Origin of the sequence: Dysgonomonas sp. HGC4, from assembly GCF_001261715.1 — a bacterium.
Taxonomy (GTDB): domain Bacteria; phylum Bacteroidota; class Bacteroidia; order Bacteroidales; family Dysgonomonadaceae; genus Dysgonomonas_A.
The window spans coordinates 24,461-42,314 of sequence record NZ_CVRU01000150.1 but is presented as its reverse complement, the minus strand read 5'-3'; the positions used below and the strand labels follow the sequence as shown (position 1 = coordinate 42,314).

Annotated in this window: 9 protein-coding genes; 7 read left to right on the top strand and 2 right to left on the bottom strand. The window is 35.5% G+C overall.

The window, feature by feature from the left end; translation table 11 throughout:
- Window positions 1–31: 31 nt before the first annotated feature.
- Window positions 32–1,255 (bottom strand): DUF4374 domain-containing protein, encoded by a 1,224-nt coding sequence (locus tag HGC4_RS14475; RefSeq protein ID WP_050710851.1) that lies wholly within the window; start codon window positions 1,253–1,255, stop codon window positions 32–34.
- A 103-nt stretch (window positions 1,256–1,358) separates the two neighbouring features.
- Complete coding sequence (locus HGC4_RS14470) at window positions 1,359–3,770, bottom strand: TonB-dependent receptor (protein WP_050710850.1); 2,412 nt, start codon at window positions 3,768–3,770, stop codon at window positions 1,359–1,361.
- A 306-nt stretch (window positions 3,771–4,076) separates the two neighbouring features.
- Here HGC4_RS14470 and HGC4_RS14465 point away from each other — a divergent pair, with 306 nt between their 5' ends.
- From HGC4_RS14465 to HGC4_RS14435, 7 genes are all read left to right on the top strand, one after another.
- Entirely contained in the window at window positions 4,077–4,811 is a 735-nt protein-coding gene (locus HGC4_RS14465; RefSeq protein WP_050710849.1) for a lysophospholipid acyltransferase family protein, read from the top strand.
- 652 nt (window positions 4,812–5,463) lie between these two features.
- Entirely contained in the window at window positions 5,464–6,450 is a 987-nt protein-coding gene (locus tag HGC4_RS14460; RefSeq protein ID WP_050710848.1) for an acyl-ACP desaturase, read from the top strand.
- Between the two features lie 257 nt (window positions 6,451–6,707).
- Window positions 6,708–10,298: a glycoside hydrolase family 2 TIM barrel-domain containing protein gene (locus tag HGC4_RS14455; protein ID WP_050710847.1), complete on the top strand. Its 3,591-nt coding sequence runs from the start codon at window positions 6,708–6,710 to the stop codon at window positions 10,296–10,298.
- A 399-nt stretch (window positions 10,299–10,697) separates the two neighbouring features.
- Entirely contained in the window at window positions 10,698–12,134 is a 1,437-nt protein-coding gene (locus HGC4_RS14450) for an alpha-L-fucosidase (RefSeq protein ID WP_050710846.1), read from the top strand.
- A gap of 176 nt (window positions 12,135–12,310) precedes the next feature.
- Window positions 12,311–15,496, top strand: a complete 3,186-nt coding sequence (locus HGC4_RS14445; RefSeq protein WP_050710845.1) for a SusC/RagA family TonB-linked outer membrane protein — start codon at window positions 12,311–12,313, stop codon at window positions 15,494–15,496.
- 104 nt (window positions 15,497–15,600) lie between these two features.
- Complete coding sequence (locus tag HGC4_RS14440; RefSeq protein WP_050710844.1) at window positions 15,601–17,133, top strand: RagB/SusD family nutrient uptake outer membrane protein; 1,533 nt, start codon at window positions 15,601–15,603, stop codon at window positions 17,131–17,133.
- Window positions 17,134–17,166: 33 nt separating this feature from the next.
- Complete coding sequence (locus HGC4_RS14435) at window positions 17,167–17,841, top strand: fasciclin domain-containing protein (protein WP_050710843.1); 675 nt, start codon at window positions 17,167–17,169, stop codon at window positions 17,839–17,841.
- Window positions 17,842–17,854 lie beyond the last annotated feature (13 nt).

Genomic DNA, 17,854 nt, shown 5'->3' with positions numbered 1-17,854 from the left:
TACAACTGTTAAAGAAAACAGGAGAGTTCCTTTAATCTAATTTAAAGAATCCACCTACAAACGTTGTCGAGATTTTAGCACCTCTTTCGCCTGTTGCCGTTTGTGGATCAACACGATATATGTAAGTGCCTTCGGCTGTTGTGATGGGACAATATACGTATCCACCGTCTACCAAAACATTGAAACGTCGTCCACCATTTCCATTATGAACGGGAATTTCTTCAATATCGGTTATTGTTTGTTTATTTAAGTCGATAATACAACACTTCAACGCTTTATCAGACCATCTGTCTGCAGTTGTCTGAGGGTTAAGCGTACTCACTTCGGCATATAGTAACCCATCTCCAATATATCTGATATGGGCAGGTTTTAATCCACCCGATTTAGTTTCGAAATCGAAGAAGTAGTCATCAAATTTAGTCTGTCCCTTAGGTATACGAAGGAAAGCCGCATTCTTGGTACTTTGCGAGAATCCATTAGCTAATGCAGAGTTTGACATGATATACATATCTCCCGATTCTACTTTAAAGATTCCATTATGTGCATACCACGATCCAGCAGGTCCTGTGCGTGTATCTTTCATAATCGTTTCGAGTTTCATCTCAGGATATGAGTATACAGCAACATAAGTAGTATCAGTAAATTTAGTACTGTAATCTGTTGGATTCATTCCGAAGTAGGTCATATAGACTCTATTTTCACTCATGCAAATCCCCGTGATGCTAGGCCATTCTAATGTGGCAATAGGAGCAATAGGGGTTCTTACTTTATTGGTTATAGATACAGTGTTTATATCTACAGTATAAAAGGTAATTTGGTTTCCACTTGCTGCATTTGCCGGTATTTCGACTCCTAACATAGTATTGTTATCAATTTGAGAAAAGGCTCTAAGTGATTCATCAAAAACAAAGTCACCTTTTTCTTGTAAAAATCCATTAGCGTCTCGTACTATTCCTGTAGCACTTGTAACACCAAGTCCCCCTACACAAAATATGGTTTGATTACCTTGTTCATAATCGTGATATCCGTTTTGCTCTATTCCCTTTCCTACTGCGGTTATTTTGTCAGACATAAGGTTTTCTGTGCTAACTACGTAATAGGTAGTAGTTCCATTGGCAGTTATTCCTAAACTGATAACATATGGAGCATTCGGAATTTCTGTATTTTCATCATCGGTAGTGTCATCGCATGACGTCATGCCAAGTGAAATAAGTCCGATGAAGAAAAAGTTTGTTATATATTTTATTAATTTCATTTCAATATTGATTTGTTATATAGAAGGTTTAAAACCTTTTTATTGCTTTGGATTAAGTATAATAACAATAGCTATTTCTGTTGCTAAATTATTAATGATGCACTTATCTTAAAAAGTAACGTACTTTAAAGTTGAAAGCTCTACCTGGTTTTTGTAATCTGTAATTATCATACAATTTCTCATTTGTGATGTTTGTACATTCTAATACAAAACCATATTTACCATTTTCTAATGTATAGCCTAAAGCTATGTCGTGCGACATTTGTTGAGGTATTACTTTTTTAGAAGCTTTAGCTCCTAATCCGGGGAAAGACAAGTAATATTTCTGAACATAATCAAATAAATAGTCTAATGTAAGCTCAGAGTTTTTTATAATCACGTTCTGGAATAGAACACCTGCATCTCCATTAGCAAAGAAATATGGAATGTTGGGAAGACGTTCTTTATATGATATATGTTCGAAAATGCCTTCACCTACAAGGCTTCCCGAATTTTTCTCAAATTGTTGATTATCTATGATACTTTGATAAGTAACATTTACACCTGCATGAAGTAGATTTTTCCATCTATATTTTACTCCACCTTCTATTCCCTTAGTCAATACCTTGCCTAAATTCTCATAAGCAGTCGTAGGATCAGTAGTTAAACTAACTCCTTTAAGTATAAAATCTTTAGTGTTTCTGTAAATTAAATTTGTTTCAAAATATAGGATATGTTCATTATTTAAGTGTTGCTCATAAGCAATACCTAAATTCACATTATCACTGCTTTCTGCCTTAAGATCGGGATTTCGTTGTTGAATCAATCCATCTCCAAACATTTCTGTACTTTCGGGTAAACGATAAGCTTGTTCGTAAGATAGTTTAGCTTGTAATTTTGGTAGGATGAAGAAGGTAGTAGCAGCACCATATCCAAAATAGGTTTTGCTGTCTTTTACTTTTTCGAGCCTTGCATTTTCTGTATATTCATCCAATCTTTTATAGGTTGAACTGTTGGTATTGTAAAGTTTGCCGAATACATTTGCATTCCAACGATCATACTTTATTTGCCATCCCAAACCTGTAACATTCTTAGTTAGTTTTTGAGGAATTTTATTCGATTCATTTTCGGGGTCTACCTTGTCATGTATTTTTCTGTTCATAGACGAAAATACATGGTTCAATGTGATAGATTGATGAGTGTCTAGCATATAGCTAACATTTGCAGTTGAGAGCCATTCTCTATTCTTTATTTCCGAATCGGTATATGCTCTTTCGCCTCTGGTCGAATCTTTGATAGATTCTCCTAACCAGTTATAGCTTCTGGAAATAGTGTCTATATTAAAAGTGTTGACACTGTTGTATGCTCCGTAAAAAGAAGCAGATAAACCTTCTGTAAACAAATCATCCTTTTTGTATCGGATAGAAGGTATCAGAGATTCACTTTTTACTTTTACACCACCATATACAGCATCCATAGTTGCGCCTGTTTGCACATCTTTATCATTTTTGGAGACGATAACGCCTGCTAATAAATAATCGGCATACGATTTGTTTGTGATCCCACTTTCGAGCCTGATTCCACCTGCTTCATAGTTGTCGTGAAAGCGTTTAACCCAACGATTATCTACTATCTTATTTGTATTTAAATCCTTTATCGGAGCAAAAACTTTATAGTTATTATCCGAATAATTATAAAATGCATTTGCACGTACAGTAAAACCTGTTTTGCTATCGGTATAAGCTCCGTTTATAGCTGCTCTGTGTGTATTAAAAGATCCTATTGCATAAGATGCATCCAGATAATTTGCATCTTTACGACTAACAATGTTTACGGCTCCACCCAATGCGTCAGCACCTAGGCTAACAGGAAGTACACCTTTGTACACTTCTACACGTTCAGCCATATTGGTAGATATATTATTCAAATTGAATGAGGGACCAAAATTATCCATAGGTATTCCATCCAGAAAGAATTTTACTTGATTTCCTGAGAATCCATTTAAACTGAAATTGTAGTTTGAACCTACACCTCCGTCTTGGCGTACACGCACCCCCGATACATTATTTAAGAGTCTATTGAGAGGAATAGAGATAACTTGAGCTCTGTTTAAGTCAAGAACTGTTATTGCAAAAGCTTGTTCTTGCTGTTTACGTGCTTCACTTTTTCCTATTACGGATACTTCGCTTAAGCTGACAGAGTTGTCAACCTCAATATCAAATATTTCCGTTGTTTTATTGGCAATAACTGTAATTGCAGTTTTTTTAGGTTTTACACCTATTCCCGAAATGGTTATAGTTTGCTTTCCACTAGGTATATTCTCTAGTTTGTACTCTCCATTCTCGTTGGTGTATGCACCAATAGTAAGACCTTCGATCGAAATTGTCGCAGGGTAAACTGGAGTCCCTTGAGCATCAATAACTCGTCCGCTAATAGAACCTTTAGCTTGTTGTTGTGTTGCCGAGTGTAGTGATAGATTTGCGAGAGAAAGGAGAAGAAAGCTTAGTAAATAAAATTTAGATAATTTAGAATTCATTGTTGAATTTGTTATGTCCTTTTTTGAAGTCGTGAAAGTATAATTTCCAAGTTGTTTATGCAATCGCAATTAATAGGTATTTTCTGCTTGATTGATCCCTCTTGATACCTAGATATGTGTAGAGAGGGTGGCTTGTTTAATAATATTATGGTATATGCTATTTCTTGAAATTTGGTATTCTCTGATGTATAGTTAGATGACTTTTTCTTGAGTTTTTAATCAGTAATAATCATAATATCTTATCATTTTTATATTTTTAATTAACAGAATTTTTGCTAATTTTGAATATCATTGAACTTTTGAATTATGCAAAAATTAATATCATACCCCCTATCGATAATTTATTATCTGCTTTTTTTGATCACTCTACTTATATTTCACCCGATACAATGGATTTGTTTTAATTGGTTTGGATACAATGCTCATAAGAAAAGTGTGGATGCATTAAATTTCTTTTTAACAGCCAATACTTATGTTTTAGGCACAACTTATAAAGTCGAAAATTTAGAAAGACTTCCTGAGGGAGTTCCTCTAATTATAGCTGCAAATCACCAGAGTCTATATGATATTTCGGGTATTATATGGTTTATGAGAAAGGTCCATCCAAAATTTATTAGTAAAATAGAATTGGGTAAAGGTATTCCTAGTATTTCTTATAACCTGAATCATGGAGGTTCGGTACTTATCGATCGAAAAGATGCAAAGCAGTCTCTATCATCCATTAAGAAAATGGCTGATTATATAGAAGAGAATAAAAGGTCGGCTGTTATTTTTCCGGAAGGAACAAGGAGTAAAACAGGCGCACCCGGTCCTTTTGCTGAAAATGGCTTAAAGATACTTTGTAAATATGCACCCTCGGCCTATATGGTTCCGGTAACTATTAATAATTCGTGGAAAATGACTAAATGGGGTTCTTTCCCAATGGGGTTAGGCAACAAGCTAGTATTTACTATACATGAGCCTTTTGCGATAAAAGGTATTCCCTTTTCTGAAGTCTTTGAGAGGGTTGAACGAGAGGTTGTAGGAAGTATTAAAGTTTAAATTGCAATAGAAGATAAATATTAAGCCTGCTATTAACTATAATATAGATATATCGTAAATTTTGTAGTCCTTTTTTGTTGATATGTAATTGGATATGTTGATTTTATAGTTTTTTTTTCTGTAAGTTACATTGACATACTTATTCTATACTATCCTACAAAAAATACAAGCACAACCTTCTTCTATAATTCGTCAAAAAAAGATATTTTCAGAAAAGTTAGAAGTTGAAAAATGAACTCTTAGACTAAGTTTTAGGTTCATAGATAAAATAGATGAGTCTTAGATTTCTTTGAAGCTTATTGTCTGTTTGACATGTTTTACTGTATAGTTCTCTTCTTTATTGTGTCACCTATCGGTTCGCCAGTATTCACTTAATCCAGATCAGGTTCTAAAAATCAGACATATGAGTAGAATTTAAGATTATCTTAAATTCTGCTCTACAAATTGTTCTTCAGTAAATAGTATTCAGATCTTTTTATGACATAAAACTGTTATAGATAACTAAATAAGAGCCCTTTTTATTCTGGTTGATAAATAATCTTAACTTTACTTTTCGTCCGTCTTTTTGTGTAGCAAGTATATTGTTTTCCTATTCATAGATAAAGAGAATATACACTCATAGAAAGTCGTAATTTTAAATAATTATAGTAGAATGTCTATCAAAAATATCAGACTGGAAGTTATGCGCTTCTTGGAAAAGAATGTCGATACCTTTATCGATCAATATTTAATACCTGTTGAAAAAATATGGCAACCAACAGATTATTTGCCTAATTCTGAAAAGGAAACTTTTTTTGACGAGGTAAAAGAATTACGCGAATTGGCAAAAGATTTACCTTACGATTTTTGGGTAGTGTTAGTAGGGGATACCATTACAGAGGAAGCCTTACCAACATACGAATCGTGGTTAATGGAAATTGATGGTGTGGATAATGTAGAACGTAATGGTTGGTCTAAATGGATCAGACATTGGACAAGTGAAGAGAATCGTCATGGCGATTTATTAAATAAATACTTATACCTGTCGGGTAGGGTGAATATGAGAGAGATCGAACAAACTACTCAACATCTTATCAGCGATGGTTTTGATATTGGTACAGGACGCGATCCTTATAAAAATTTTGTATATACAAGTTTTCAGGAATTAGCAACTTTCATTTCTCACAATCGGGTGGCTGAACTTGCCAAAAAGGTAGGGGATGACAAACTATCAAGAATGTGTAAGCGTATTGCGAGTGACGAGATGAGACATCATTATGCATACAGTGAGTTTGTAAAACGCATATTTGAGGTCGATCCAAGCGAAATGATGTTGGCTTTTCAGTATATGATGAAGCAAAAAATTGTAATGCCTGCTCACTTCCTTAGAGAATCGGGTGAAAAGATAAGTACAGCCTTTGAGCAATTTTCTAATGCCGCACAACGTATGGGTGTATACACAGCTAGCGATTATGTGGATATTATGCAAAAACTGATTGACAAATGGCAAATTGATAAAGTTTCAGGATTGACGGACGAAGCTGAACGTGCCCGCGATTTTCTTATGAAATTGCCTGCCCGTATGGCTAAAATCTCAGAGAGAATGGTTGTTCCGGTTGACTCTTATATATTCAAATGGGTACAACCAGCGATGAAATAATAATATTTATATATATATAAAAGGAAACTATCTTAGGGGTAGTTTCCTTTTTGTATTTTAGCAATAATTCTTTTCCAATTAACTGAATAGATGCCTGATCTATAAAGCTATTTCCTCATCATTGGAAATAGCTCTGATTATCTATCCCAAGACTCAAAAAAGACATTCAAGTTTAAAATTATCGACAAGAGATTATGAGTCTAAAATAAATAACTCCTATCTTTAAAAGACTATAACCGATATAATTCTAAAATAACATGCAAAGACAATCATTTAAGTTTATCTTATTTTTTCTCAGTTTATTATTTTTAAGTTCAAATCTATCCTCTCAGCAAATCAATCCCAATGTTTTGTATAAAATAGTTAGTCCTTCGGGATTGGTCTTGGATAATGTAGACACTCCATCTAACAGTGCTAAATTATTTTTATCGAAAGATAAAAAAGGTAGCGAAGGTCAAGTGTGGAAGATAACTAAGCTTGACAATGGATATTATACAATAACTAACACATTTATCAATAAAAGCCTTGATAATGATAATATGGCTTCGGGCAATGGAAATGCCATTGTTCAGTGGGATGCAAGTGATTCAAATGAAAATCAGCAATGGAAATTTGCCGTAACAGGTACAGGAGCATATGCCATAACTCATAAGAATAGTAGTATGTCATTAGCATTCACGGGGGAAGAAGCCGATGGTGCAACAATATATCAACTACCTAATACTTCTCAATTATGGAGGTTGGTTCCTACTAATCTAAAAGCTCCTAAAGAACCGAAAGTAAAGCGAAGTAAAAATGATTGGGAAAACGAAACCATTTTTGCTATAAATAAAGAACCGGGACATGTAACTTACATTCCTTTTCCTTCAATAGAAAGTCTTAAAGCAGATAAAAATTTCGACCAACCTTGGTTAGAGCCATCATCATCACTATATCAGTCACTAAACGGAAATTGGAAATTTCATTGGGTAAAACAGCCATCGGAACGCCCTCAGGATTTTTATAAAATGAATTACGATGTTTCGTCTTGGAAAGAAATACCCGTACCCTCTAATTGGGAGATGCATGGATATGGAACTCCTATTTATACAAATATTACTTATCCCCACAAAAATAATCCACCTTTTATTCAACCTCAAAAAGGGTATACAAATGAAACGGAGGTAAATCCCGTAGGCTCGTATCGACGCGATTTTTCTATTCCTGCAGATTGGGATGGAAAAGAAATTATCCTACATTTCGATGGTGTATATAGTGGTATCTATGTTTGGATAAACGGAAAAAAAGTAGGCTACAGTCAAGGAGCTAGTAATGTTGCCGAGTTTAATATTACAGACTATGTAAAGATCGGAGATAATACGATTGCAGCCGAAGTATATAGATGGACAGATGGTAGCTATATTGAAGATCAGGATATGTTCCGTTTAAGTGGCATACACCGAAGTGTATTTTTGTATGCTACACCCAAAGTACATGTGCGTGACTATTTCTTATTATCCGAATTTCAGGGAGATGATTATAGTTCGGCTAATTTTAAAGTGAAAGCTTCTGTTCGAAATTATGATAGCGAATCGTCTCAGGCAACAACTGTGAATATTTTGTTATTGGATATTTCAGGAAAAGAAGTTGCTAATCTAAGTCAGAAGGTTCCAACTTTGAAAGGACAGGAAGAACAGGTTTATGAACTGCAAACAAAAGTAGAGAAACCTCTATTATGGTCAGCAGAAAAACCTAATTTGTATACTGCAGTTGTGACATTGAAAGATAATGATGGAAAAGTGCTGGAAGCTATGTCTTCTAAGTTTGGTTTCCGCAAAATAGAAATAAAGAATAAGCGGGTATATGTAAATAATGAGCAAGTCTTCTTCAAAGGAGTAAATAGGCACGATATTCATCCTCAATATGGAAAGGCTGTGCCCATTGAATCTATGATGCAGGACGTATTACTAATGAAACAACATAATCTGAATACAATCCGTACAAGTCATTATCCGAACGATCCTCGTTTATATGCAATGTTCGATTATTATGGGTTGTATGTAATAGATGAGGCCGACTTAGAAAATCACGGAAATCATTCTATCAGCAATATGCCAAGTTGGCTACCAGCTTTCAAAGATCGTGTAGATCGTATGATACAGCGAGATAAAAATCACCCATCGATTATTTTCTGGTCAATGGGAAATGAAGGAGGCGATGGTAAGAATTTCGATGAAGTGTGTAAATTGACCCGTATTCTCGATTCTTCTCGCATAGTGCATTATGAGGGGCGGAACGAGTCAGCAGATATAGATTCGCAAATGTATCCTTCAATAGAACGGATGTCAGCATTTGATCAGCAGACATCAGACAAGCCTTATTTCTTGTGTGAATATGCACATGCCATGGGTAATGCAGTGGGAAATTTAGCCGAATATTGGGATTATATCGAAAATAAATCGCAACGTATGATTGGTGGTTGTATCTGGGACTGGGTTGATCAAGGTATTAATATGCCGGGGAAACCTAAAGATCAGTATTATCTGGGAGGCGATTTTGGAGACAAGCCCAATGATTTTGATTTTGTTTGTAATGGACTAACAACACCCGATCGGAGAGTTACTGCAAAATTGTTAGAGGTAAAGAAAATATATCAATACATTAAATTCAAGCCATTGGCATTGGTTAGCGGAAAGATAGAAATTGAAAACCGTTATGACTTTACTAATCTAAGCGATTTCAATATTACATGGGAAATAACGAAAGATGGAGTAAAAGTAGAATCGGGTACGTTAGAATCTTTGAATTTGGCTCCAAACCAAAAAACTGTAGTTGCAGTGCCATATAATAAGAATCTGGAAGCAGGTAGCGAATATTTTCTGAATGTATATTTCAGTCTTAAAAATGCTACAAATTGGGGCGAGGCTGGCCATATAGTTGCAAAAGAACAATTTGCTTTGAATAATCGGCAGCCACTATCAAATATAGATACTTCTTCGATGTTTGATATACAGGTTACAGAACAAGGTAATTCTTTAAATATTAATGGAACAGACTTCAAAACCATTTTTGATACGGCTACGGGTATTATGACTTCTCTTCAATACAGCGAGCAAGAGATGATATTTAATAAAAAAGGATTTGACCTGAATTGGTATCGTAGTATAAATAATGATAAGTATACCGATCAGAATTATTATCTAACCACAAACGATAAGCCTATTTTCACATATCAGATAGCTAATGATAAAAAATCGGTAACAGTAGTAACAAGTACTACAGCTACAATTGCAAGCGATAAAGCTGTAAGAATACCTTATCTTCTAAAATATACAATCTATTCTGATGGAACAATTGATTTAGATGCGAGTTTTACCTCTCCTTCGGCAGGTTCTATTGTACGTCGATTGGGATTACAAATTGTTTTACCTGCTGGTATGGATAATATTCGTTATTATGGTCATGGTCCTCATGAAAACTATTCAGACAGAAAGCATTCAGCATTTATCGGAGCATACAATACTACTGCGAAAGGAATGGAAGCCGAGCATTATGTTCGCTCGCAAAGTATGGGAAATAGAGAAGGTGTAAGATGGGTTGAGATAACAAACCAAAATGAACAAGGATTAAGAATATCGTCAAAGGATAGGCTTGGTTTTAGTGCTTTACACTTTACCGATCAAACACTCTGGGATGCAGTGCATGATTTTAAATTGAATGAACTTCGTAAACCAGAAGTTTATTTGAACTTAGATTGTGTACAACAAGGTTTAGGTAATGCCAGTTGTGGTCCACTTCCTCTTCCCGAATATATGATTCCTGCTAATTCATTGCAAGGTTATTCTTTTAGAATACAATCTTTAAAGTGATAAGATATAGATAAAGATAAAGTGAAAAATAACATTCGCTAGATTGATTGGTTTTCTGAGTATATAATACTCGGAAAACCAATTTTTATTTAATCAACTGAACAAACATCCTAAGTCTGACTCTTTAGATATGGTTTTTAGTATTTCTAATTAACAAAATATTGCATTTGAGAATCTAAATAGAAATCTCTTATTCTATACTTGAGAGGTTCTATTTCAAAGAAAATAAATCAGTCCTATAATATTAGAAAGTATTAAACAGTTGATTATTAGTTGGTATTAGGCGGATAATGAACTGATTTTACAAAAAAAAGACTCATTTCTGCAAATGGAGATTACAGTTGCCACCTATTTTTGTACAGAACCTATTACGAAATAAACCTTAAAATTCTACATCCTATGAAAAAAATAATGGTATTCATTATTTTGCTAAGCTTTATCTTTAGCCTTCACGCTCAGAAAGCAAATACATCCACCGTCGATCAGGATAAAAAAATGGAGTGGTGGCGCGAAGCCAAGTTTGGAATGTTTATCCATTGGGGACCTTACTCCATATTAGGAGGTGTATATAAGGGACATAATCAGAATCGAGGAGGTGCTGAGTGGATTATGAACCGATGCAAAATACCAGTAGCAGAGTATCAGCAAATTACAAAAGGATTCAATCCAACCAAGTACGATGCCGAGGTATGGGTTAAGCTGGCAAAAGAAGCAGGTATGAAGTATATTGTTATTACCACAAAGCATCACGATGGTTTTGCAATGTTTAAGAGTAATGCCAGCAAATACAATATTGTAGATTTTACTGTTTACAATAAAGATATACTGGATGAGTTGGCTAAAGCATGCCGTAAGCACAAAATGAAGCTTGGCTTTTATTATTCTCAGGCACAAGATTGGAACAATCCAGGAGGTTCTGTTGCTCGTAAGTTGATGAGAGAAGGATGGCCAAATCCGGATTCAACCAGAATAGATGCATACACCGAAGCTAATAAAGGATACTGGGATCCGGCTCAGCAAACTGCAACAATGGATGAGTATATTGATAAAGTATCTGTTCCTCAAATAAAAGAGTTACTGACTAACTATGGAGATGTTGCTGTCTTATGGTGGGATACTCCAACCCAGATGACAGACGCTTTTGCAGAGAAAATTTCAGCAGAATTAGCTAAATATCCTCAAATTATTCAGAATGATAGATTGAAGCGTCCTAATTTCCCTGGAGATTATAAAACACCCGAAGGTAGAGTACCTAAAGCCGAAGATATTGAAGGTGTTGATTGGGAGACTTGTATGAATATAGGTAGTTCGTGGGGATTTAAAAGCTGGGAAAATGCATGGAAACCCACGGAGGTATTAGTGAGAAACTTGATAACTATAGCTGCCCGAGGAGGTAACTATTTATTGAATGTGGGACCCACACCCGAAGGCGAAATTCCAGAGCCAAGTGTAACTCGTTTGAAAGAGATGGGCGAATGGATGAAAATAAATGGTGAAGCCATCTACGGAACGCAGCGTAGCCTTATTTTTCCTACATGGGGAGAATGTATCCGCAAAGACAATAAAAACAATACGATATTATACTTATGCGTGTTTGAATGGCCTTCGGATGGTAAACTCTATTTTAATATTGACTCAGAAGTAAAAAGTGCGACTTTATTGCAAAATAAAAAGACCTTGAATATTCAAAAAACGACAGATGGTATGATTATCGACGTGCCGACTAAATCTCCTGATGCCATAGCCTCTGTAATAAAATTAGAGCTAAAAGAAAAGCTGCTTCCATTGAAGATTGTATCTAATTCTGTAAAAACATTCGAAATACTAGACTTGTAAAAGCAATACCTTAAGATTTTTTATAACACTAACTGTTTTGTAAACTGTGTATACAATAAAATATTATTGTGGTCAGGGAATGGTCTTGCCATGTCCGAAAACTAATATGATAGAATAAAAAAGGTTTAAGACCTTAATTAACCGTGAAAAACCAAACCTATTAAAATCTAGTTTAAATGAAAGAAAAAGAAAACAAAAAGCCTAAACTGATGAGTCGGTGGCTCGTTTTATTCTTGTTTGTTTTTTGTCTGGGGCATACCCTTTCTGCCCAGACACTAAATGTTACAGGGATAGTGAATGATGATTCGGGAGAACCCATGATCGGTGTAACAATTACTATTAAAGGAACAACAAAAGGTACTATTACCGATTTGAATGGCGGATTTACATTGGCCTGCCAAAAAGGAGATGTATTAAGCTTTGTTTATATGGGTTATAATAATCAAGATGTAAAAATCGATTCTAATAAGAAGCTCGTGATTGTTATGACAGAAAACACAAAACTATTGGATGAAGTGGTAGTTGTGGGATACGGTGTTCAGAAAAAACGGGACATTACCGGAGCAATAACTTCAGTCGATTCTAAACTAATAGAGGAAAGATCTCCGATTAATATTTATGATGCACTTCAAGGTGCAGCTCCCGGTCTTCAGGTTACATCTGCATCGGGTGCCCCGGGAGGTACAAATATGATACAGGTACGTGGGGCTTCTACTTTTGATGATAATGGAGTTTCGCCTCTCTACATTGTTGATAATGTTATAACAAGCAGTATCGATAATATCAATCCATTGGATATCAAATCTATTGAGATATTGAAGGATGCAGCTTCAGCCTCTATATATGGGGCACGTTCGGCTAATGGTGTTATAATAATTACAACAAAATCAGGAGAATCGGGTAAACCAAAAGTAGATCTTCGCTATTTACGAAGTTATAGTTCTATGGCAAATAAGTTGCCACAGGTGAATGCTTTTGATAGGGTATTAAATATGCAAGCAACGGATTTAAGTAACCCTGCAAAAACACTTGAAAAATTTAGTGCAGTAACAGACTCTGTAGGATTGGTAAATAGTGTGAATAATTATTATCAAGATTTATTGACACAAACAGCAATAAGAAATGATGTGAATCTAGGAATTAGTGGAGGTACTGATAAGTTGAAGTACATGGCATCATTTGGTTATGTGGGCGATGAGGGTATTATAAAAACAAGTTATAATGACCGCATTACAGGTCGGTATAACATGGATTTTAATGGATGGGATAATCTTAGATTCACAACCAGAGTGAGTTTTAGTAATAATAAAACGAATAGCATAAACGAAGGGAATGTGTTTCAGACCGCTATGAGACGTCCGCCTAATATGATTATTTATTATCCTGATGGAACATTTGCCCCTCATCATGCTATGGGAGGAAATAGAAACCCGGTTCAAGAATTATATGGACGAGACAATAAGAGAGAACGCTTTCAAGGGGTTATTTATCAGGGAATGGACTGGAAGTTTACTAACTATTTATCGTTGTCTGCAAATATGCAAGGCGATTTGGGTTTAACTCGTAATACTCAATTTGCTTCTAAAGAACTAGATAGTAATGCTGATGAGAGTTTACGCAAAAACACGGCAGCTGATAAAACAACCTTTAATCAAAGGTATTCGGGCGAGATGTATTTAACCTTTAATAAAACTCTGGGAAAGCACCATGTTCTTTCGGCGATGGCTGGGGCAAGTGTAGAAACCGGAAAAAATGAATATTTGAATTTTGAAGGATCCGATCTGGTAACCGAATCAATACATACGATGAATATGGCAAATCTGGATTTGGCTAAAACATATACTACTGCCGAAGATTATGCCCTAGCTAGTTTCTTTGGTCGTGTAGGTTATACGTATAAAGATAAATACATATTTAATGGAAGTGTGAGATACGACGGTTCATCGCGTTTTGGACCTAAAGAACGTTGGGGTGCATTCCCAGCATTCTCTCTAGGGTGGCGTTTTTCTGATGAGGTATTTATGGATTGGGCATCCAGCGTAGTTTCCGATGCAAAATTGCGTGGTAGTTGGGGGGTAACCGGAAACGATAGAGTTGGGTATTACGAATATCAAACGCTTTTCACCTCTGGAGAATATAGTTACAATGGTACGAGTGGAGTGGTTCCTGTAGCAACTTATGGTAATCCTAGTTTACATTGGGAAGAAACCAAACAAACGAACTTTGGTCTTGATCTGAACTTATTCAACGGGCGAGTTACTTTCATCGCAGATTATTATATTAAAGAGACAAGTGATTTACTATCTACTATGAGTCTGCCTTATACAACAGGGTATGATAAGATGCGTGTAAATCTGGCGAGTATAGAAAACCGCGGACTTGAATTTTCTTTATCAGGGTATCCTGTTATGACTAAGGACTTTAAATGGAATACAACTGTTAACTGGTGGACAAACAAGAATAAAATAACCGATCTGGCAAAAGAAGATTATGTAGAAAGCAGTCTGTGGTTAGTTGCAAAAGGCAAAGCAGCCGGTCAATGGTATGGTTATAAAAATGAGGGAGTATACGAATATGACTTTAGTAATGCATATACCCCTGATTACAAAACGCGTTTGAATCCAGTATTGAAAAGAGACGAAAATAATAATGTAATAATAGGGCTTAATGGGCAACCTATTCTCGAAGGTTATGTATTACCCGATGGATCGAAGTATTCGGGAGATGTTAAGCAAATCTTACAAAATGGAGTAGCCGCAGCCGGAGGAGATGTTATATGGGAAAATATTCCGGATAAAGACGGCAATTATGACAATAAGATAGATGATAATGACCGTAAAGTTCTAGGGAGTGGAAATCCGGATTGGTTCGCTTCATGGGATAATAACTTTACGTATAAAAACTTCTCTCTATCATTCAATTTATACCTGAGCTGGGGAGGAAAAGTATACAATAAACTGAAACAATATTATACTACATGGGGTGGTAATACGCACATGCAACATCCCGAGTATATAAGAACAGGATGGAAATATCAAGGACAAATAACACCTTGGTACGCACTAGATTCTCGTACTCGAAAAACTCAGAACAGACAAGAACTTAATAGCCAGTATTTGGAAGATGCATCATTCCTGCGATTGAAGAATATTCGTTTAACCTATAATGTAGAACATAAATTCTTAAATAAAACTCCACTTCGTACTTGTCAAGTATATGTATATACAAATAATTTGGCTACTTGGACTGAGTACTCGGGTTATGATCCCGAAATAGGAGGTAGTGTATTGACTCCGGGAAGAGACAATTCGGCATATCCACGTTATCGTGAGGTTGGATTTGGAATCAATGTAGGATTTTAAGTAAATGAAAGTATTTAATGATATACTTTCTAATTATAACAGGTTATAGTTTTCGTACTTGACTAAGTAATAAAAAGGTCTGCGACCTTAAAATCAATAAAACAATGAAAAAATATATATTACTCACTATCATAGGAGCTTTCGGGCTTATAGGATGCAACGATTTCTTAGATAGAGATCCATTATCCGATATGTCTCCGTCAACCTTCTTCGGGTCTAAGGGAGATATGCGTACTTGGAATGCCGGTATATATGATGCCATGCAAAAGACGTTAAACAGAGCTCATATCGATTGGGGAGATCTACGTTCCGATAATTATACAACAACAGGTTATGAAGACAGTCAGGTGTATATGAATGCTCTTGAATCTACGAAAGAAGAATATAGCTGGAAAGACTTGTATGCATGTATAACCAGATGCAACACTGCAATAGAGAGATATCCTACCATACCCGGTATTATTGAGTCAGACTATGCCAACTATATAGGACAAGCTCATGGAATGCGTGCATTAATGTATTTCTATGCAATACGTGTATGGGGTAGAGTTCCGTTAGTGACAGCACAATGGGATGGAGATGTTGTGAAAGCGCAAGTTACAAGATCGGAAATAGAGGTTGTAAAGAAGCAAATAATGGATGATATAATAAAGGCTGAAGCATATTTGGTAAATACATCAGATAAGTTTTATATCAACTATGCAACTTGTAAAGCTCTTAAAACCGATGTTCATATGTGGTTTAAAGAATATAAAGAAGCATTAGAAGCATCCGAATATTTTGAAAACAACAGCAATTTCGAACTAGTGAAGAATGAAGCCGAATGGAAGCAAATGTTCTTAGTACCCAATTCGTCCAGAGAAGCAATATTTGTTATGGCATGGAATTTCGATGCTGATGGTGGTTCTCTTTGGCCTCAACGTGTAGGTGCATCCAATACCAATAATGGATATAAGATTTCTCAAACACTGTTTCAGGAATTTGTAGACAGACGTTATTCAAATCAGGGTACCGATGGTCGTTTGTGGAATGTTTTGGATACCGTTAAATTATACTCTAATAACAGTAGAATGCCCATATCGTATAATAGCTATTATGCAGTAGGGATAGAAAAAAATACAAAATATAGCGATGTAGACCCTAATAGAGAATATGACTCGAAAAACTCGGTCTATAAATCTCATTGGTTGGTATTATCAACTACCAGTGCAGCCGTTCAACCTCAGATATATCGTTTGGCAGACGTGTTATTGTTAAGAGCCGAGGCTTTAAATCAGCAAGGCAGAGGAAGTGAAGCTCTCGAAATAGTAAACAAAATCCGCAAACGAGTAGGATATTTAGCTGATGCTAAAAAGGAAGTTTCCGCTACATCAAATAAGGAAGAAGTAGAAACAGTTATTTTGCTAGAGCGTCAGTTAGAGTTTATGGCAGAAGGGAAACGCTGGTTTGATCTAGTAAGAACAAATAGAGTGATTCCGGTAATGGATAAGGTTATAAAAGAGCGTCAGTCTGCTATTGGAATAGCTCCAACAGGGTTTGGAGATGAAGGGCGAATACTTGCACCAATATACTATCGCGAATTTGAGGCTAATCCTGCATTAAAAGGGGACCAAAATAAACCTTATTCTGAAGGATAATTTAAATACAAGTTTGATTAAATCATTAGAATTATGATAAAAAAATATATAAGAATAGCTTTTGCTATTATCGCTTTCCCTCTGGTATTTGCGGGTTGTGAAGTATTTGGTTTGGATTTACAAGAACCTTACGACTATGACTATGAAGCAGGTACTTATGATAATCATATAAATATGACGGTCTGGGAATTTGTACAAATCCGTCAGGATCTTTTTCCGATACTGAAAGAGGCTATTGAGTATGCTGAGATGCAGAATATGTATAATGAGTCGGCGGCAACTTATATTCTTCTTACAGATAAAGCTTTCAATTCAACAACATCTACTGATCTGAGCTATTTTCAGACACATAAATTATATGAAAGACCGGGTGATGAGACAAGTTTGTATGCACCTATATCGATGACTCAATATCCAAAAGAGCAAGTCAAGGAATTTTTACTTTACCATATTGTAAAGGGAGCACATACATGGAGTAATCTTCCAGCCGAACCCAAGTGGTTCGACTCTTATGCTTCTGCCGATACAGCTAAAGTAAATATGTATCTGATAAAAGATCGTAATCCGAATATTGTCTTTAATAACTTTAATGGGCACTACAAGTCTGAAATCAAGCCACGTACAAGTAACCTCCTTTCTACGTCGGGTGCATACATTCATGTAGTAGAATCGTGGATAGACAGACCTACTAAAGACATATTTAAATAAATTGACAAATAAA

Excerpts from the sequence above, each read along its gene's own strand:
- HGC4_RS14475 (WP_050710851.1), bottom strand. The coding sequence starts at position 1,255 with ATGAAATTAATAAAATATATAACAAACTTTTTCTTCATCGGACTTATT.
- HGC4_RS14470 (WP_050710850.1), bottom strand. The coding sequence starts at position 3,770 with ATGAATTCTAAATTATCTAAATTTTATTTACTAAGCTTTCTTCTCCTT.
- HGC4_RS14465 (WP_050710849.1), top strand. The coding sequence starts at position 4,077 with ATGCAAAAATTAATATCATACCCCCTATCGATAATTTATTATCTGCTT.
- HGC4_RS14460 (WP_050710848.1), top strand. The coding sequence starts at position 5,464 with ATGTCTATCAAAAATATCAGACTGGAAGTTATGCGCTTCTTGGAAAAG.
- HGC4_RS14455 (WP_050710847.1), top strand. The coding sequence starts at position 6,708 with ATGCAAAGACAATCATTTAAGTTTATCTTATTTTTTCTCAGTTTATTA.
- HGC4_RS14450 (WP_050710846.1), top strand. The coding sequence starts at position 10,698 with ATGAAAAAAATAATGGTATTCATTATTTTGCTAAGCTTTATCTTTAGC.
- HGC4_RS14445 (WP_050710845.1), top strand. The coding sequence starts at position 12,311 with ATGAAAGAAAAAGAAAACAAAAAGCCTAAACTGATGAGTCGGTGGCTC.
- HGC4_RS14440 (WP_050710844.1), top strand. The coding sequence starts at position 15,601 with ATGAAAAAATATATATTACTCACTATCATAGGAGCTTTCGGGCTTATA.
- HGC4_RS14435 (WP_050710843.1), top strand. The coding sequence starts at position 17,167 with ATGATAAAAAAATATATAAGAATAGCTTTTGCTATTATCGCTTTCCCT.